Raw genomic sequence first — 20,493 nt, forward strand, 5'->3', positions numbered from 1 at the left:
TCTTTAAACAATATTTTTATTTATTCTAAATAAAAATCAAATATACAAATTAAAACCACTTCTTATAATTCATTTATCAATTTTCATAAATTATTAATAATTAACCATTTAATCCAGTTATAAAGAGCAATTATAATACAATATTTACCCATAATTAATCGCATAGTTATCCCTTGAATCTGTACAATAATGAAATGATTAAAGCACTTTAAATAAAAAAACTCTTCCGGTTGGAAGAGTTTTTTTATAACGATTATGATTTGGGGAATCCTGGTGGACGTTTTTTATATTGGTAGCTGGAAATGATTTTAACAAAAAAAATTACAGTCCCGAACCAAGCATTTTTATCCAGATAGGTTTATACACCGGATTTTTAACTCCTTCCACATGATAGGGGTTAGGCTTATTCCTAGCTTGATCAATAGGTTGGTCTAACGCAAAAACATTCTCTGCAGGGATATGTAATGCTTTACAAATTTCCGCCAGATTTGTTGCTGCTACTTCCTTCACATGATAGGTTGCAAAAACATTTTGAGGCGGTGTCACCAATTTTTGAGCATACCAGCCAGCGATTTTTTTCGTTTTTGAATCACTGTAATCCCATCCTCCTGAAAAGCTGATAATTCTTGCCACAGCCTCATGCTGAGCAATAAATTCTGCCATTCCTCCACCCTGGGATTGTCCTACTATGGCTATTTTACTCCAAACAGGCTTACCTGTGTTCTGATTCAGATATTGAGACCATCCCCCTTCTTTATCATTTTTCGACAAATACTGTAAAAGTTTTATCAGACGAGGTATAATTGCATCCTGATACTGATCCGGAATAATCGGGAAAACATTATCACCATAGATCCTTTTTCTGCGAAATTCAGCGGCACAGTCAACATCTTTACTCAAAAAATCTCCTTTACAAACCTTCGAAACTCCAGGTGAACTTATAAAAGAGAGTGCTATAATCCGATATCCCTGATCCAATGCTGTTTTAAAAAAACTTTGTGGAAAATGATCAGTTGACCCGCCAGTTCCTGTAAGCCACAACAACACCTTATTATTTTTAATGGTCTTGTCATACAATACAATATGGGCACTGTCCCAATTCTTTACTGAAGGATCAGCTTCACTGGGTTTCACTTTGAGTTTTTTATATCCGGAAAAATCAATAGCAAGGCTTATCTTTTGTGCGGACAAATTTATGGACAAACTTACCATACACAACAAAATAAATGTCATCATGGTGGATAATAAGGTCTTTTTTTTCATTAGCATTTAAAATTAAATTGAACAATTAAAACTGTATAAAACACTATAAGTAATATTATATTAAATAATGTTTTAGAAATAATGCTTCTCATTGAAATCTTTAATTTTTATCCGAAATTCTTCTTTTAGTTATTTTATTACTTTTTCTGTGATGTGAAATTTTATAGAGAAGTACATTTTCAACAAGATTGAGAAAAAAAAAGGAATATACACAATAACACTATACAACACATATACATCATTTTGCATTAATCCCGTAAAAACCATTTGAAAGAACAAAAAACCAATAATGCATTGATAAATAATTACCAACACACACCACATAAATCCTGTAATTATATTGTTTAAAATGATCAATATATTTTAAAATAAAAACTCTTCCGCTTGGAAGAGTTTTTTTATTACGGTTATGATTTAGGCAATTCTGGTGGACGCATTTTGTATTTGTAACTGTTCAGTGTTTTCAAAAATGCTACGATATCAAAAACTTCGTCATCTGTCAGATTCAGTTTTTCTACCATTCCTGATTTGTGAGGAAATTTCGGATCATTGAGCTGATCTGCTTTGGGTATTTCTCTGCCCATTCCGGCGTTGTACATCATGACGATGTTGGCCAGTTCAGGGAAAAGTCCGTTATGCATATAAGGTTTATTTTCAGAAACCTCTCTCAGTGTAGGGGTTTTGAATTTTCCTACGTCTTCATTTTTTTTAGTAACGATATATCTTCCCAGATCTTCGTATTTCCTTCCGTAGTAGGTGAGTCCAAGATTATGGAACTTCTGGTCAGAAAAATAAGGGGTGTTATGACAGTTGATACAGTTTGCTTTAGTTCGGAATAAATGAAGCCCGTTGATTTCAGAATCCGTTAAAGCATCTTTTTTTCCGGAAACGAATTTATCAAACTTTGATGGCGGACTGATCAGCGAACGTTCAAAAGTAGCAACGGCTTTTGCAATTTTCTCTTCAGTCACTTCTCCATTTCCAAAAGCTTTGACAAAGAAAGGTTTATAATCTTTAATTTTTCTGATATTTTTTGTTGCCATGGACATATGAAGATTCATTTCTACAGGATTTTCAATGGGAGCTTTTACTTGCTCTTCCAAAGTCGATGAACGACCGTCCCAGAAGAATGTTTTGGCATATCCTATATTCACCAGAGTAGGTGCATTTCTGGTTCCAGTCTGCCTGTCATGACCAAAAGAAACTCTGCTTCCGTCTGACCAGCCTATTTCGGGATTATGGCAGTTGGCACAGGAAATCTGTCCGCTTTTAGAAAGTCTCGGATCAAAGAACAACATTTTCCCCAGTTCCATTTTATCTTCGGAATAGGGATTATCTTCAGGGAAATTCATTTTAGACAAAGGCCCAATATCCTGAAAACCCTCTTTAGCTTCATCAAATAAGTGAGCAGCCGGCCATTTGCTCTGGTCTCCACTGCTGTATAACGTACGAAGTTCTTCCACGGTATATCCCGTAGGGTCATTAGAAGTATAACTTAATAAACATATTATCCCGGCAATTGCCAGAAAAGCAATATATCTGTCTTTCATTATTTTTTAATAATAAACATTCAATCCTACCAGGGCAACATGATTAGCTCTGCCATTGTAGTCAACTTGATTTTTATAAGTACTGTTCATCAGCCAGATCTGGGAAAAACTTGCAAACAATTCATACCTTATTTTGTTCTGATCAAAAATATAGCTTGCATTAAAATTAAGACCAATTTTAGGTGTTGCATCATACGCAAAGTCCGGCTGTGCTATTTTAGTTGCAAAGATATTCTCTTTTGTGCTTTGATAAGGCTGGTAATTGAATTCTTTTTCCAAAGGAACATAAAGATTTTGAGAAAGACCAATAGCCAGTTTATGAGAAGATTTTAAAGCAAATTCCTTTTCAGCTCCGAGTCGGTAATTGAAAAATGACAGTTTTCGACCCATTACTACAGACAAATCTTTTACACGATTTTCCCCATACGCTGCATCGAAAAGAACCTTGAATGCCTCATTTTTATGATTAAACCAGACCAGGCTATTCTGCCAGGAAAGATTCTTCTGCTCCAGACGGTATGATGTGTAATCCAAAGGATAATTGTAATTGGTATCCAGCTGATCCTGATACGTCATCATAGAAGCCCATTTTTTTCCATTATAATTTCCTAAAAAATTAAGGTAGAAGCTATGCAATTTTGTTTTCAGCCCGGAATATTTTGTATAATCTTTCTGCCAGTTATAGTTTGCATCCTGATATTCAAAAACTCTGTAGAAGCGTTCAATAAGGTTTTTATAATCATATCCGGCAGAAAAATGAGTATCATTACTATTAAAGGCATATTCTCCGCCCCAGATATAGCCTCCCATTTTATATTCAGAAGTTTTATATTGGGTATTTCCGATATACTGATTACCGTAGCCTTCATTATAACGGATATAAATACTGTCATTCGCAGGTACATTTCCTTTCATATTCACAAACATGATATCATTTCCTTTGTAATGATGCACATAGCTCAGTTTTCCAAATAGAGCGTGCTGCTTCCAGTTCAACCCTAATTTTGCAAAAGCTTTGTATTTATAATCATCTACTTTGGGTCTCGGATCTGCATTCTGACGATAAGATTTAGCATACATTCCTTCTCCTCCCAACTGAAGAATCACTGGTTTTACGGGATTATAGGCAAACTGTCCGTTGATAAGATAACTCTGTTTCTGCCATTTTGCCGAACGGGAAACCCAATAATAAGAGGGATTGTAAATAAAGGAAGAATTGTTCGTTCTTTCGTCACTGAGAATATAAGGAACATTATCTTCGGTTGTTTTGTCTGCTTTAAGTCTTCCTGATAAAGCGATCTTATGATTAAGCTTATATACTCCTTCAGACAGAAAAGTAAAACTTCCGGTCTCTTCAGGAGTCTGAACTCTTTTAAAATTTTGCTTTGTTGAAGAATATTGAAAAGTTGTCCTGGAAAAATCCAAGGGCTGAAAAAATGAAATATAGGGATCATTGATCCTGATATTCTTTTCTACAGCACTTATATTAATACTGTCTAACTGAGTGGCCTGAGCATAAAAGAACTGAGTGCCTGCTATAGCCAATCCCAATATACTGTATTGAAAAACTCTAATTGTCTTATTTTTATTATTGTGCATATCCTCGAGGGTTTGCTTTAATCGTTACAAAATCATTGGCAGAATTATTCGTATCCTGCAATACTACACGTCCATTGGTAATTTCCTTTGTTTTACGGATTACAGAAAATCCGGTAAAAGTAGCTTCAGCCTGTCCCGCTGCATTAACAATAAATGTTCTTGAGGCATCTATATCTGCCGGAAAGTCTTTAGGCGCTTTTTGTTCTTTGTCTGTAATATCAATTCCGTCTATGATATAATTCTTAGGAATTTGCAGAAATAAAGTTCCGGTTGGAGCTTTAGGTGACGCCACTTTTTTCCAGCTTGCTACTTCTGCATCTGTTGCTCTCAGAATTCCCAGCCCCAGCATTGAAGTTACATTAAGGATTAAATCATTGGATGCAATGCTCCAGTATGACACCAGCATATCCGGCACCAAAATATTCTGAATATCCCATGCAAAAGGTTTCTTACCAATACTTGTGTTATAATCACCCATATAGGTTTCAAAATCTGCATGGCTCAGGTCTATTGTTCTGTCAGGTTCCTGTATCGCCACACCAGTTCCGTTGATATCATCAAAAGGCATTTTATGGTTGATAGCGGTTTGAGCAATAACAATACTTTTCCCAGGCAAAATAGGATACTGATTTCCGTTTCCTGGTATTTTAATGAATATATTGGAATATACATACTCTGTGTTTGCCTCAGATCCACCACCGGCAGTTTTGCTCCAGTCGTACTGACCATTAGATAAAGTATAAGTAGTTGGATTATTATTCGTATTCCCCTCCAGAAATACCAGATATAAACCGTCAGCATAAATAGTCTGATCAGAATTGTTGTGAATTTCAATAAACTGATCTCTGAAATTGGCTCCTAATTTCGTATCCGAACCTGCATAATAGTACTGTTTGATTACAAGATCTCCCAAGTTTCCACTGGTGATTCTGACCAATTTTGAAGAGGTATTGGCATTAATGGTTACTTTTTCATCAAACCCTCCGAAGTGTACAATTTCATAGCTTGTTTCTTCTCCAATCTGTTGCTCATATTCATTCTGCTTCAGTTGCAGTTCAGCCTGAATACTATAAGTTCCCGGTAGAACAGCATCCAAAATCAGTTCACCATCTGCATTTGTCTTTCCTATAATCTGATCTTCTGTTGCAGAGTTTTTCAGAATCACGGTTACATTGGCAACTCCTTTATCGGAAACGGAAGGATATTTTGAAGCATCATATTTGATATTTACGGTAAACGGAACAGGTTTAATCTCATTATTACCAAAGTCATCATCTCTGTTGCATCCTGTCAGAACAAGGACAGGAAATAGGAGTAATAGTATGAATTGTTTCATTATGTTCAAGTTTATTTTTAGTAGTATTAAAATCGGTATGAAATATTTCCTCCAAACGAGGTAGATGTAAAGTTGCCGTATACAGCTCCTCTTTCGTCGTATGCTTTTAAATTGAAAACATTACTCACATAGATTGAAAGTCTGAAGCCGCTCAGGAAATCCTTGGTAACTCTTAAATGAATATTATGCAGGGTTTTGTTATATAAACCTGAAAGTTTTTCATCGGAAGGTTTCAGGAAAAGTCCCTGATATTTTGGATTAGTACGGTCATTTTCCGGAATCATCTGTGTCTCTCCATCATGTTTGATATACCCTATCGGATAAATATCATTGACCCCATTGAGGGTTCTGTCTGAAAGGAAATGATCTGTTCTCAAACCGATAATCAATCCTGATGAGGCCAGGTGATAGTCAAAACTGAAACTTGCTCTGGCCATAGAACTTTTGTTTCGGGAATCGTTATAAATTCCATATTCATAGTCTTTATCTGCAATCTTAGGAGCAGCGATCTTGTAAAGACCTTCATCTTTATGGCCGGAAGTTTCTACATAACTGGCATTGAAACCTATAACAAGATTTAAAGCCTCGATCTTTTTGAAGCTTGCCATCAGCTCCAGTCCTTTATCTACGGACTGATATCCGTTAACGATTCTGTTTTGGAGATAATTAAATTTTTCTGTTCCTATCACTTCAAAAGTAGGTACTTCTGTTCCTGAGACATTGACATTTACTTTCGCCTTATCCATAATTTTATGAACACTTGCTGTGGTAAACCCATCAAATAATCGGTTGTAATAAGCTGTAAGGTTCACTGTTGCAAAAGGAAATCTGTAATCCATCCCTACTTCAGTTTTCCAGCTTCGTGACGGTTTCAGATTGGCATTATCTCCCGGCGTAACAACAGTTTGCATGATCGCAGCTGAATAATATCCCGGCAGACGATAATCACCAAGAAGGAAGTCAAAATATCTTGGTGCCGTGTAAATCTGATTCAAAGAAGGAGCTTTGGAAGTGAGCCCAAAACCTCCTCTTACAGAAAATTTACCCATTTGATACGAAGTGTTTACCCTTGGGGAATAGGTAGAATATGAATTCTGCAGATCATAACGAAGTCCCAGATTGGTTCTTAAGATATGTTTATTCGCAAAAGCTTTCGTAATATTATCCTGAATATAGAATGCATATTGTTTGGATGCAAAAACATGATCACGATAATTAAAGTCTCTCATTCCGTTTGATCCCTGACCTGCCGCATTAAATGTTGTAAACTGTCCTGCAGTTCCGTAACGGCCTTTTCCGAAGTTATTTCCATATCTGAAGTTTGCTCCGATGCTGTACATATGAACCCATTTGGAGGCTGTCATTTTACTGCCGTTCACACTTAAATCAGTGAAAACATTAAGAGGTTTACCGTCTGAGAAGGCCTGATTTTCATAACTTGGGGGTGTATAAGGAGCATAATAAACGCCATCAGTGGTTGAATTTCCATAGGGACGGGCTCCCTGGTTAAGCCAGAATCTTCTCTCTGTAAGCTGCGTTGAATAGCTGATCCCTACATCTGCATTGATCGTTCTGAAAAATGGTTTGCTTCCGTTTCGATTAAAGTTATAAGTTATATTATTTCCTAATGAAAAACTCTTGTTATCTACATTGATAATCATTCCGTCCAGATCATCGGGATCTCTTTTCCCTTTGCTGGTATTGGTAGAAAACGAAGCTGAGAATTTATTACTGAAACCGTTTTTATTTTTTGATGACCAAAGGAAGTTGACATTTGTTCTGTCATATCCTACCAGACTGGTTCTTGGATCAGAAAGTGAATTCATATAGCCCACAGATACATTCAGGGCATTGTTGTTTTTAAGCTTAAATCCTTTTGTAACCCCTACCTGATAAGTTCCATCTCTGAGCGATGCATCCAAGCGGAGTGGTGATGCTTTGGCAATGGTTGTAACCTTGATAAGTCCTGAAGTTAAATCTCCATATTTAGCATCCGGAACCCCTTGTATGACTTCAATACTTTCAATATTTTCAGTCGAAATTTCTCTTAAATCGACCCCGTAATTCGGTTGGCTTGGTGTTAAATTTCCTCCATTGGTGGAAGTACTAAAACTTATCCCGAAGGGACCGCTGTTCGCAGAATCATAGCTCTGCATATTTTCATTATTGGATAAGGCAATATCGTTGACCATCAACTGTACACCAAATGCTCTGTTTCCAAAATCATCTCCACCGGGAATATTCCCGGATCCTGTTACAGATGATCCGCTTGCAGTTCTGAAAACGATATTTTTAAACTGGGTATTGTCAAACTGTTGTACATATTGACCTGGTAATTGCTGTAAAACATCTCCGATAGAAAATGATTGTAAATTTTGAAGGGCTTCCTGCTGGATAGCAATTTCAGAAAACTGTTTTTTTCTGGCGGTAAGTTGTACTCCTTCAATTCTAATCGCTGGTTTATCTAAAAAATTTTCTTTGAATTGAATGAATTTTGCGGTAAGCTCTTCTCCTTCTTTTAGAGTGATTTTTTCTTTTTTATTGTCGGCATTCAGGAGGGTTATCTGGCAACTTCCTTTAAAAGTCAGAGTCTGATCTTTGTAGACCAAGCCTTTACATTTTTCTATTTCTCTGGTCAGAAGTTCTCCCTTTTTAAGTTGTCCATCATGATAGAACTCTACATTCTGTGCAGACAAGAAACCTCCTGCTGTTAAAAAAACAGCACCTGCTAATAACGATACTTTCACCCTTAAAATATTTAGGCTGCAAATTAATTATAATTATTCTAAATAAAAAGTAAGTTATTGAAATTATTAAAGTTATTTTAACGTAAAATAAAATAATATTCACATATAAATCCCTATATAAAGAATAAAACAACAATAAAAACAATGAAAGATAAAAGCTTAGAGGATATATCAGTACAGATATGTTTATGATATTAATCTACAAATGCATTAAGAAAAAGAAATAAAAAATATCCATAGTAAACCTTGGATCATCTTATTTTTCAGCAATTACTCTTCAAGGAAATACTCATCCGTTACGCTTTATGATTATTATATACGAAAAACCCCGCGGTAAACTTTGTTTACCGCGGGGTTGATTTATAATTAAATGTTAGTGTTTACATCTATTATTTTACTTCCTCGAAGTCTGCATCCTGTACATCCTCAGCTCCAGCGTTTCCACCAGCATTCTGAGCTCCAGCACCTGCATCAGCACCTGGCTGTTGACCCGCTGCATATAACTCTTCAGAAGCGGCCATCCATGCTGCATCTAATGCTTCAGTTTTAGCTTTAACATCATCAGCATTTTTAGCTTCGAAAGCTGTCTTTAATTCTCCATGAGCTGCTTCGATTGCTGCTTTTTTGTCAGCAGAAAGTTTCTCACCGAATTCTTTTAATTGCTTTTCAGTCTGGAAGATCAATCCGTCAGCTTTGTTGAAGATTTCAACTTCTTCTTTTCTCTTAGCATCTGCTGCAGAGTTTTCCTGAGCTTCTTTCTTCATTCTTTCGATTTCTTCGTCGGAAAGACCTGAAGAAGCCTGAATTTTGATAGACTGTTCTTTACCAGTTCCTTTATCTTTAGCTGATACGCTTAGGATACCGTTAGCATCAATATCGAAAGTTACTTCAATTTGAGGAACTCCTCTTGGTGCTGGTGGAATATCCTGAAGATCGAATCTACCGATTTCCTTGTTATCGTTGAACATTGATCTTTCACCTTGACCTACTCTGATGCTTACTGCTGGCTGGTTGTCAGATGCAGTAGAGAATACTTCAGATTTCTTAGTTGGGATGGTAGTATTCGCTTCAATTAATTTAGTGAATACAGAACCCATTGTTTCGATTCCTAAAGAAAGTGGAGTAACGTCAAGTAGTAATACGTCTTTTACATCACCTGTCAATACACCTCCCTGGATCGCTGCACCAATTGCTACAACCTCATCCGGGTTAACTCCTTTAGATGGTTTTTTACCGAAGAATTTTTCTACTTCTTCCTGGATGATTGGGATTCTTGTAGAACCACCTACCAAGATTACTTCGTCAATATCAGAAGTTGATAAACCAGCATCTTTTAACGCTTTAGCAACAGGCTCCATAGATCTTCTTACAAGATCAGCAGATAATTGCTCGAATTTAGCTTTTGTTAAAGACTTCACTAAGTGTTTAGGGCCAGTAGCAGTAGCTGTGATATAAGGTAAGTTGATTTCAGTCTGAGGAGAAGAAGATAATTCAATTTTAGCTTTTTCTGCAGCTTCTTTCAATCTTTGAAGAGCAATGGCATCAGATTTTAAATCTACACCTTCTTCAGCTTTGAACTCGTCAGCCATCCAGTTGATGATCACATCATCAAAGTCATCACCTCCTAAGTGTGTATCACCGTTTGTAGACAATACTTCGAATACACCGTCTCCTAAATCAAGGATTGAGATATCGAAAGTACCACCTCCAAGGTCATATACTGCGATTTTCTGATCTTTATGGTTTTTATCAAGACCGTAAGCTAATGCTGCAGCTGTAGGCTCATTGATAATTCTTTCTACTTTAAGACCAGCAATTTCACCAGCTTCTTTAGTAGCTTGTCTCTGTGCATCGTTGAAGTATGCAGGAACAGTAATTACCGCTCTTGTTACTTCCTGTCCAAGATAATCTTCAGCAGTTTTCTTCATTTTCTGAAGAGTCATTGCAGAAATTTCCTGTGGAGTATATTCTCTATCGTCGATTTTTACTTTTACTGTATCGTTTGGTCCGGCAACTACTTTATAAGGTACTCTTGTGATTTCAGAAGCATCATCTTTAAAGTGAGTTCCGATAAATCTTTTAATAGAGTAAACAGTCTTTGTTGGATTCGTTACAGCCTGTCTTTTTGCAGGATCACCTACTTTTCTTTCTCCATCTTCCGTAAAAGCTACGATAGAAGGAGTAGTTCTCTTACCTTCTGCGTTAGGAATAACAACAGGGTCTTTACCCTCCATTACAGCAACACAAGAGTTGGTTGTTCCTAAGTCAATTCCAATTATTTTACTCATAATATTTTATATTTTTTCTATTTTTAATTTAATTTACACTCTCAATTTCTCAATATCTGTACCATTCGAAGAATTATGACAAAATGACACAATAAAAATAAAAACCCCGATAAATCGAGGTTTTGTAAGATTCAATATGGAAATATTTTCATTATTTTTTGATAAACTTCATTGATTTCACGAAGTCTTTGCCATTGTAAGTTCTCACATAGTAAGTACCACTGACAAAATCTTTCACATCAATTTTATCTGTTTCATTTTTAATAAACGCTTTTTTCACAAGCCTACCTTCAGCGTTGAAAATTTCTACCTCGTTTATAGGTGCTAAAGGAGAAGCAATGGAAATATATTGTGTAGTAGGGTTAGGGAAAAGATTGATAGAATTTACCTTTTCCACATCATTTACTGATAGAAATGCACATGCATTAGAATTCAGAAGGCTTGCTCTCGGGCCAGCCATTGTATTGGTCTTGATTGTTTTCTGATCATTGGTAAAGAATGCCATCTCAGTATCTGTCACATAATCCATAAAATTCATGAACATTGCACCATTGGCAGTAGGCGTACACATGAATCCATTATCCGGAAAAACATTACCCCCGTAATGAGCATCATTAATAGCAGGAGTATCTGCACAGCCATCATCATTATCCGCTGTTCCGCATGCGCTACCATCTTCTCCCCAAGGGTGAAGTAATCCGAAATAATGTCCTATTTCATGGGTTGCAGTTCGTCCACCATTATAAGGTGCAACCGCAGCTCCTGTAGTTCCGAAATATTTATACCCGATAGCAAGTCCGTCTTCAGGGTATCCGGCAGCATCCGGCAGATAAGCCCAGCCAAGATAAGGGTTAGGCATATTTCCTACCCAGATGTTCAAATATTTAGTAGGATCCCAGGCCGTAAGCCCTGAAGCCTGATAATATTCATTCGCAAAATCGAAACCTGAAGAAACAGATTTTCTTTCAATCCCAGTAGTAGAAGCTCCTGTAGGCGTTTTTGTTGCCATACAAAATGTCAGTTCCATATCCGCCGCATAAGGTTTGAATGCATCAGGAACTACAGAAGCGAAATTCGAATTCAATTTTCTAAAATCATTATTCAGAATAGCAATCTGCGATGCAATCTGAGCATCCGAAATATTCTGAGCAGCACTTCCATAAAGAACATGGACTACAACCGGAATGGTAACAACAGTCTGACCGTTTTTAGCTACTGTATTAGCAGCTGCGCTCTTACTGGTTAGGTAATTTCTTAAATCTTCTTTTTTTGCCAGAGCCTGCGGATTTCTCGCATAAAACTCCTTCATCTTCAAATCAGTGGCACATTCTCTCTGACCATACATATTAGCCATCAGAAAGCCGGCTGTCAATAGTAAAATTTTTTTCATGGAAATATTATAAATAGGCAGCAAATATAACCATTCTTATATAAATTTTATGGCCAGAACAAAGCTTTTCCATCATCTCTGTCATCGGATCAAAATCAAATATCAAAGAATTGATAAACGGAAGTATAATAATATAAGGGTTTAATTTTTGTCCAGATATTATATGATTTTAAAAAACTTCCCCTATCAATAATGTATTGGACTATATTCTCTGCATAAAGAGAATATTTCATGATTCTTAATTCATTTAAAAAGACTGATTATCAAACCAATTACAACCAACAAAACCAATTAATTCACCCATCTTTAAAAATTAATCAAAGTTTAACCTAAGAAATAAGGTGATAGTCTTTGTGAATTATTATTTTTGATAAAATATACACATTTAGAATGTCAATACACTTTAATCCAAGAGATATTACATGGCTTGCCTTTAACGAAAGAGTTTTGCAGGAGGCTATGGATGAAAAAGTACCCTTACATTTAAGAATACGTTTCCTGGGAATTTTCTCCAACAATTTAGATGAATTTTTCAGAGTACGTGTTGCCGGATTAAAGCGTGCCATGGATTTTAAGGAAAAAGTGATTGCTGAATCTTTCTATCAGCCTCCTACCAAAATTCTTCAGAGAATCAATGAGGTCGTTATGAGACAGCAGCTGAATTTCGATAAAACCTGGAAAAAAATCCAGACTGAAATGGCTGATCATAAAGTTTTTATTAAAAACGCCAAAAACCTGACAGCAAAACAGAAAGAGTTTGTCCGACAATATTTTGACGAAGTGGTAGAATCCAATGTGATCCCGATTCTTCTTCATGAAAATACACCTATGCCCTACCTGAGAGACAAAAGTCTTTACCTGGGCGTAGCCATGAGAAAAAAAGACTGGCAGTATTCCAGTAATTATGCAATTATTGAAATTCCTTCCCGTTTTGTGGGACGATTCGTATTACTGCCAACGGAAGATCCGGAAGAAAAAAATGTCATGTTACTGGAAGATGTGATTACCTTTAACCTTCCTCACATATTTTCTTATTTCGGATATGATGAGTTTGCAGCCAATGCCTTTAAAGTAACAAAAGATGCGGAACTGGATCTGGATAATGATATCAGAACCAACTTCGCAGAAAAGATAGAAAAAGGCCTCAAAAACAGAAGAAAAGGAAAACCTACCCGTTTTGTTTTTGATAAAGATATGGATAAAGCTCTCCTGGAACTTCTTATCAGAAAGCTGAATCTGACCAAGAAAGACAGCATCATTCCCGGAGGAAAAATTCATAATTTCAAGCATTTCATGGACTTTCCTGATGTTTTTGAAACGTATGAAAGACCGGTGGAAAGAACCTCTTTTACCCATCAGGCATTTGAACACGGGGAAAGGGTAACGGATGTTATTTTAAAAGAAGACGTTCTCCTTACTTTTCCTTACCACAAGTATAATCCGGTGATTGACCTTCTTCGCGAAGCTGCCATGGATCCGGATGTAAAATCCATACAGATCACGGCTTATCGTCTGGCCAGCAGCTCAAAAATCATCAATGCACTAATCTATGCGGCACGAAATGGTAAGGAAGTGACGGTGATGCTGGAACTTCAGGCAAGATTTGATGAAGAATCCAATCTGGAATGGAAAGACATGCTGGAACCGGAAGGAATTACCGTTCTTGTTGGTATCCCCAATAAAAAAGTACATGCCAAGCTTTGTGTTATCAAAAAGAGAGCCCACAACAAAACGATTCAATATGGATTTGTAAGTACGGGAAACTTCAATGAAAAAACGGCAAGAATATATGGAGACCACCTGTTGTTAACTGCTGACCGTGGCATCATGGCAGATATCAATAAAGTCTTCAATGTATTGAAAAAACCGAAAGATGATTTTATTTCCATTTTGAAAACTTGTAAAAATTTATTAGTTTGCCCTCAGTTTATGCGTGAAAAGATTGTTCACCATATCGATAAAGAAATTGAAGAAGCTAAAGCAGGACGGAGAGCAGAGATCATCATAAAAGTAAATTCTCTGAGCGACAGGCTGTTGATAGAAAAATTATATGATGCCGCAAAAGCTGGCGTAGTAACCAGACTGATTGTAAGAGGAATCTATTGTGCCGTCAACCAAAAGGATTTTAAAGAAAAAATAAAAGCTATAAGTATTGTAGATGAATATCTGGAACATGCCAGAGTAATGTATTTCTACAATAAAGGAACTGAAGACATGTATATTTCTTCTGCCGATTGGATGACCAGAAACCTGGATTACAGGATTGAAGCAGCCGCTAAAATTACGGACAAGAACCTGAAGAAAGAATTAAAAGACATTCTTGACATTCAGCTTAGGGATAATGTAAAAGCCAGAATTCTGGATAAGAGACTGAGCAATGAATATGTAAGAAATGAAAAACAAGAATGCCGATCACAAATAGAAACCTATAAATATTTAAAAGCTAAAACAAGCAAAAAATGAAGATAGCAGCGATAGACATAGGGAGTAATGCAGCCCGCCTTCTTATCAATGAAGTAAAGATTAATAACAGAAAACCTGAATTCATCAAACTTAACCTTCTCAGAATTCCTCTGAGACTGGGAATGGATGTTTTCACCATCGGAAAGATAGGCCCGGAAAGAGAAAAAATGGTCATTGACTCTATGAAGATCTTCAGTGACCTGATGAAAATATACAAAGTAGATCATTACAGAGCCTGTGCTACCAGTGCAATGCGTGATGCTGCCAATGGTAATGAAATCATCAACCTGGTAAAAGAAACGTCAGGTATTAATATTGAGATCATTTCCGGTGATGAAGAAGCAACGCTCATCTATGAAAATCACGTAGCAGAAGGTCTTGACAAAGAATTTGCCTATCTATATATTGATGTCGGTGGAGGTTCTACAGAACTTACCTTTTACGAAAACGGTAAAATGGTCTACGAAAAATCCTTCAATATCGGAACGATCCGTCTTCTCAACAATCTTGTAACGATGGACAACTGGAAGGAAATGAAAGATGAAATCAAGAAAAATATCGTCAGCAAAAAACCAATTGTAGCCATCGGGTCAGGAGGAAACATCAACAAAGTATTCTCCATGAGCAAAACCAAAGACGGGAAACCAATGTCCTTGTCTCATCTGAAAAAGGTTTATAGAGAGTTCAATGAATTGTCCGTAGAAGAGAGAATGAGCAATTACAACCTGAGAGAAGACCGTGCAGACGTATTGGTACATGCTCTGGGAATTTTCAACAACGTAATGTCCTGGTCTGACATCAACAGGATTTTTGTCCCTAAAATCTCAGTAGCAGACGGATTGATCCATAATATTTACAGTCAGCTGCAACATAAAAAATAACAGCATACAACAATATTGAAAGCCAGCCATTTTTGTGCTGGCTTTATTTTTGGGAGCAATTTCCAGGCTTGTCATTGCGAGGAGCAACGCGACGAACCAATCTCTATGTTATCTCATACTATTAAGTTTTGGCTAAAGCCAATAAGATGGATAATTTATTTTCAGGTGGGTTAAAACCCACCCCTATTGAATTTTAATAAAAGTTACTTTTTACTTTTTAATAAAAATTTTTCAGAATTTTAAAGTAAAACCTCATCTTCATCCGTCATACCAGTATCAATAGCAAAGCAATGAACCCAATCAAAATAATTCTTACAGGAGCTACAGGAATGGTAGGCGAAGGTGTCTTAATGGAATGTCTTGAAAATCCTAATGTTTCAGAAATCCTGAGCATAAGCCGAAAACCTTCCGGAAAAACGCATCCCAAACTGAAAGAATATCTTATCCCTGACTTTTTATCCATAGACCTTAATGATGAAAACCTGAAAGGCTACGATGCCTGCTTTTTCTGCGCAGGAATAAGCAGTGTGGGGATGAATGAAGAAGACTACACCAAAATCACTTACGATACAACCCTCCATTTTGCAAAAGCTGTTTTAAACCAAAACCCGGACATGGTTTTCAGCTATGTCTCCGGAGCAAGCACAGACAGTACAGAGAGTGGAAAACTGATGTGGGCACGCGTAAAAGGGAAAACAGAGAATGATCTGAAAAGAATGAATTTCAAAGGAGCTTATAATTTCCGTCCCGGATTTATGAAACCCGTTGATGGTCAATTGAATGTAAAATGGTTTTTTAAACCTTTTATTTGGATTTTTCCTGTTTTTTTCCAATCAAAATCATTAACTTTACACGAAGTGGGTAGAGCAATGATCAAAGTGACACAAAATGGATACCCAACATCTACTTTAGAAATTAGAGATATTAAAAATTTAGCGATATGAGAGACATGTTAAAAAGAATTGTTCTGGTTATTTTTGTACTGTTGCTTGTGACTGCTGTTTCAGGATATTTTTATATGCAGAAACATCCGCTGGAAGGAAATAAATCAGGAACGATTTTAAATTTTTCCGGAAAATCAGGAAAATAATTTCATCTAAACTCTCTTATTCGAACAAAATTTTATCTTTTATCAGAAACAAACCTATTTTTTAAACATTTCTTAAGATTCCATTAAAATAGTTGCGAAACAGAAAGTTCATTTTTGCATATCTAATTGAAGTAAAAATGATCAACAACTACCTATTAAAAGGGTCTGTGATAGCTGCCTTCTTTTTTCAGAGCGGTCTTTTCGGACAGACACTGATTCATTACTGGAATTTCAACAATAACACTTCTGCTGCTGCAGTCACTACACCATCGTCAACCATGGTGAATGGCTCTCTTGCGGCGATAGCAGGAGGAACAAGTGTAATTGATTTTGCCGGTGGTACAGGACAGAATTTTGATTTACAAAATTTAAATGCCAGAAATGGTGATGCATCCGGAACTCATTTAAGATTCAATAATCCGATTGGAGGAGCTTTACAATTTAATCTTCCTACAACAGGATACAAGAATGTCATTGTTAAGTTCACGACCAGAAGATCCGGACAGGGAGCCGGAACGCAGACATGGTCTTATTCCACAGATGGAACTGCCTTTGTACAGCTTCAGACTGTGAATCCTCAGGATGCAGATCCACAATTGACTACACTGGATTTTTCTACTATTCAGGGAGCTAATAATAATCCTAATTTTAAATTAAAAGTTGAATTCTCTGCAACAGGAGGCGGAACAGGAGGAAACAACCGTTTTGATAATTTTACAGTAGATGCAACCTCTGTTGGAAGTGCAGACACAACTCCACCAGTGGTCACTTATCTTCCTGCTAATACAACCAATAACGCTTCAATTACCGTACATCCTACTCTTTCTTTTAATGAGAATGTAAGATTAACAGACAATTCAGCAATCAACGATTCTAATGCACAAAACCTTATAGATTTCCGTCTTGGAAATGCTTCAGGTACACAAGTTCCCTTTACTACCACTTTCAGTAACAATACCATCACCGTAATTCCGGCTTCCGGCTTAGTTCCGGGACAAACGTATTATGTAGCCCTTAAGCCCAATACGGTAGAGGATTTCAGTGATAATGGGGTTACTGCCGTTACATCCAGTACTTTTACGACTGCCGGAACTATTATTTCCTTAGAAAAGAATTTCATTAAAGTCAATGAAAATGCAGGAAATCTGGCGTTAAAAATTAATATCACGAATCCTTCAACCTCTACCGTAAATCTTGTTGTTAAGCCTGCACCATTCAGTACAGCTGATGCTAATGATTTTACTCTAGTCAACCAGACTATTTCTATTACTCCTTCTACAACAAGCTACACCGTGAATATTCCGATTATCGATGACACAGTGGCAGAACAGCAGGCTGAATATTTTGTAGTAAGTCTTGAAAATCCTGTGGGAGCAACAATATCAGGAGACAATTCGGCAACTGTTTATATTGTAGATAATGATAAGCCGACACCGGTTCCTTCTCATCAGATTCAATTGAATTATCTCGGAAGTTTTGATCCTTCAGGAAATAATAGCAGTTCTACAGAAATTGTAGTTCATGATGCATCCACACAACGTTTGTTCACAATCAGTTCGATTACAGATGTTTTTGATATTATTGATTTCAGTACTCCTGCAACTCCATCAGTCGTAAAAACAGTCAACATGGCTCCTTACGGTGGAATTACAAGTATCGCCGTGAAAAACGGAATCATCGCAGCCGCATCTCCGAATACCGATCCTCAGCAAAACGGTTCTGTAGTATTCTTTGATATTAATGGAAACTTCCTGAAACAGGTAACTGTAGGAGCTTTACCGGATATGATCACCTTCTCCCCTGACGGAACAAAAGTAGTAACCGCCAACGAAGGAGAACCTAATGATGCTTATACGGTAGATCCTGAAGGAACTATCAGCATCATTGATATTTCCGGAGGGATTGGAAATCTTACCCAAAGTAATGTGACAACACTCAATTTCAATAATTTTGATTCTCAGGCAGCAGCTTTAATGGCTACCGGATTAAGAAAAGTAAGAACGAATAATACGCTTTCTCAGGATCTTGAGCCAGAATACGTAACTATCAGTTCAGACAGCCAGAAAGCATGGGTAACTCTTCAGGAAAATAATGCCATCGCAGAGATTAACCTGGCAACCAAAACCATCACAGGAATTTGGGGATTAGGCAAAAAAGACATGAGTATTCCGGGGAACGGATTTGATGCTTCGGACAATAATGGAGAGGTTTTAATTGCCAACTGGCCGGTGAAAGCCTATTATACTCCGGATGCAGTACAGAATTATAAGGTAGGTAGCACGAATTATATTGTAACCGCCAATGAAGGTGATGAAAAAGACCTTTCCGGATATAGTGAGAGAACAACTGTGGGAGCTAATACTTATACTTTAGATCCTGTACTTTTTCCCCATTCAAATATTTTAAAGGCTTCTTATAATCTTGGAAGATTCAGGGTTTCATCTGCTACAGGAAATACAGACGGAGATACAGAATTTGAAGAAATCGCAGCTTTAGGGGCTCGTTCATTCTCCATTTTCAATGCAGATACCAAGCAGATCGTTTATGATAGCGGTGACCAGTTTGAAAGATATATTTCCGTGAAGCATCCATTGATTTTCAATGCGGATAATGAATCAAATGCTGTTAAAAACAGAAGCCGTGCTAAGGGTCCTGAACCAGAAGGAGTGGCATTAGGAAATATCAACGGCCAGACTTATGCTTTCATTACATTAGAAAGAACAGGTGGTGTTATGGTTTACAATATTACAGATCCTAATAATCCTACCTTCACAGATTATAAACATTCGCGATCAACTTCTGCATATGGAGGTGACAATGGTCCTGAAGGAATCATCTACATTGCTCCCCAAAATACAGCAGCCAATGGTTATGTGATCGTTGCCAATGAAATCAGCGGAACGCTCTCCATTTTTGAAGTCGCTACACCGGCAACACTTGGAACTGGTGAAATTAAAACTGAACAGGCAACATTCAACATATTTCCTAATCCAGTAAATAAAGGAAATACTCTTTATTTCAACAGAAAGCAGGATTACGAATTGTATGATATGTCCGGGAAATTAATCGGAAAAGAGAAAAACGCTTTAACAATAAGCACGTCCAATCTTTCTACAGGAGTTTACCTTGTAAAAACCTCAGAAGGACAGATAAAAAGAATTATTATAAAGTAAAATATAATATTTAGTTGATTGAAAAGGCTTCGGATTTTCCGGAGCTTTTTTGTTGTTGGTAAAATGATATCAACCCTATTTCTTAAATCATTGAAAAAACAGTGTCTTAAAAGGTTTATATTTAAGATGATTTAACTTTTAAAATAGCTGAAAAAATCATTTTATTTCTATATTTACTCCAATCAAAACCCAATCACAATGAAAAATATTAAAAGAGCAGGAATTCTGGCTATCCTTTTACTCGGGACAGGAACAGCTTTTTCACAATCCAGGAAAACAGAATCTGCAAAAGGTGTAGAAAAAACGGACAATAATAAGATTGTACATGTAGAAGGTGTAGGCCACCAACTCAATTATTCTCTCAACGGAGGAGTTGCTGAAGTAGAAGGTGGTGACAATATGGTAACGATCAAAGGAAGTGCAAAAAAGATTGCAGTTTCAGGAACGGGTAACAAAGTATATATTGATAAAGTGGATAAAGTTTCCATAGAAGGAGGTGATAACACAGTATACTACCGAACTTCAGGAACAAAATCCGGAAAACCTGATGTTTCCATTACGGGAGTGGGAAATAAAGTGGTAAAACAATAAAACATTAAAAAAATGACTTAGATTGCATCTAGGTCATTTTTATTAAGCTCCAACAGCGCTTTTCCTTTAAAATATAAACTTCCTCCATAATTCTATAACACTGCGGCTGATATTCACTTTAA

General features: G+C 36.7%; 13 protein-coding genes. 6 read left to right on the top strand and 7 right to left on the bottom strand.

The genetic code is table 11. The annotated features are described in order from the left end of the window. Window positions 1–321: 321 nt before the first annotated feature. The 7 genes from CQ022_RS09505 to CQ022_RS09535 form a co-directional block, all read right to left on the bottom strand. Window positions 322–1,263: a BPSS1187 family protein gene (locus CQ022_RS09505; protein ID WP_123864417.1), complete on the bottom strand. Its 942-nt coding sequence runs from the start codon at window positions 1,261–1,263 to the stop codon at window positions 322–324. A 407-nt stretch (window positions 1,264–1,670) separates the two neighbouring features. After that, window positions 1,671–2,813: a cytochrome-c peroxidase gene (locus tag CQ022_RS09510; RefSeq protein ID WP_105681172.1), complete on the bottom strand. Its 1,143-nt coding sequence runs from the start codon at window positions 2,811–2,813 to the stop codon at window positions 1,671–1,673. 6 nt (window positions 2,814–2,819) lie between these two features. Then, window positions 2,820–4,412 carry a DUF6850 family outer membrane beta-barrel protein gene (locus CQ022_RS09515; RefSeq protein ID WP_105681173.1) on the bottom strand — a complete coding sequence of 531 codons (1,593 nt, stop codon included), beginning with the start codon at window positions 4,410–4,412 and terminating at the stop codon, window positions 2,820–2,822. Next, window positions 4,402–5,748: a DUF4876 domain-containing protein gene (locus tag CQ022_RS09520; RefSeq protein WP_105681174.1), complete on the bottom strand. Its 1,347-nt coding sequence runs from the start codon at window positions 5,746–5,748 to the stop codon at window positions 4,402–4,404. The genes CQ022_RS09515 and CQ022_RS09520 overlap by 11 nt, the downstream gene beginning before the upstream one ends. 26 nt (window positions 5,749–5,774) lie before the next feature. After that, window positions 5,775–8,495, bottom strand: coding sequence for a TonB-dependent receptor plug domain-containing protein (locus CQ022_RS09525; RefSeq protein ID WP_228421510.1), 2,721 nt, complete (start codon window positions 8,493–8,495; stop codon window positions 5,775–5,777). A gap of 389 nt (window positions 8,496–8,884) precedes the next feature. Further along, a complete protein-coding gene (gene dnaK / locus CQ022_RS09530; protein ID WP_105681175.1) occupies window positions 8,885–10,783 on the bottom strand; it encodes a molecular chaperone DnaK in 1,899 nt (632 codons plus the stop codon). A 151-nt stretch (window positions 10,784–10,934) separates the two neighbouring features. Next, window positions 10,935–12,173: a zinc-dependent metalloprotease gene (locus tag CQ022_RS09535; RefSeq protein WP_105681176.1), complete on the bottom strand. Its 1,239-nt coding sequence runs from the start codon at window positions 12,171–12,173 to the stop codon at window positions 10,935–10,937. A 390-nt stretch (window positions 12,174–12,563) separates the two neighbouring features. Here CQ022_RS09535 and ppk1 point away from each other — a divergent pair, with 390 nt between their 5' ends. The 6 genes from ppk1 to CQ022_RS09560 all read left to right on the top strand — a co-directional run bounded on the left by ppk1 (window position 12,564) and on the right by CQ022_RS09560 (window position 20,371). After that, window positions 12,564–14,636 (top strand): polyphosphate kinase 1, encoded by a 2,073-nt coding sequence (gene ppk1 / locus CQ022_RS09540; RefSeq protein WP_105681177.1) that lies wholly within the window; start codon window positions 12,564–12,566, stop codon window positions 14,634–14,636. Then, window positions 14,633–15,517 (top strand): exopolyphosphatase, encoded by an 885-nt coding sequence (locus CQ022_RS09545; RefSeq protein ID WP_105681178.1) that lies wholly within the window; start codon window positions 14,633–14,635, stop codon window positions 15,515–15,517. Before ppk1 ends, CQ022_RS09545 begins: the two co-directional genes overlap by 4 nt. Before the next feature lie 290 nt (window positions 15,518–15,807). Next, entirely contained in the window at window positions 15,808–16,461 is a 654-nt protein-coding gene (locus tag CQ022_RS09550; protein ID WP_105681179.1) for an NAD-dependent epimerase/dehydratase family protein, read from the top strand. Beyond that, window positions 16,458–16,607 carry a hypothetical protein gene (locus tag CQ022_RS22960; RefSeq protein WP_156106575.1) on the top strand — a complete coding sequence of 50 codons (150 nt, stop codon included), beginning with the start codon at window positions 16,458–16,460 and terminating at the stop codon, window positions 16,605–16,607. Before CQ022_RS09550 ends, CQ022_RS22960 begins: the two co-directional genes overlap by 4 nt. A gap of 137 nt (window positions 16,608–16,744) precedes the next feature. Then, window positions 16,745–19,780 carry a choice-of-anchor I family protein gene (locus CQ022_RS09555; RefSeq protein WP_105681180.1) on the top strand — a complete coding sequence of 1,012 codons (3,036 nt, stop codon included), beginning with the start codon at window positions 16,745–16,747 and terminating at the stop codon, window positions 19,778–19,780. A 198-nt stretch (window positions 19,781–19,978) separates the two neighbouring features. Next, window positions 19,979–20,371, top strand: coding sequence for a DUF3060 domain-containing protein (locus CQ022_RS09560; protein WP_105681181.1), 393 nt, complete (start codon window positions 19,979–19,981; stop codon window positions 20,369–20,371). The last annotated feature ends 122 nt before the right edge of the window (window positions 20,372–20,493 follow it).

This window comes from Chryseobacterium culicis, assembly GCF_002979755.1.
GTDB classification, from domain to species: domain Bacteria; phylum Bacteroidota; class Bacteroidia; order Flavobacteriales; family Weeksellaceae; genus Chryseobacterium; species Chryseobacterium culicis_A.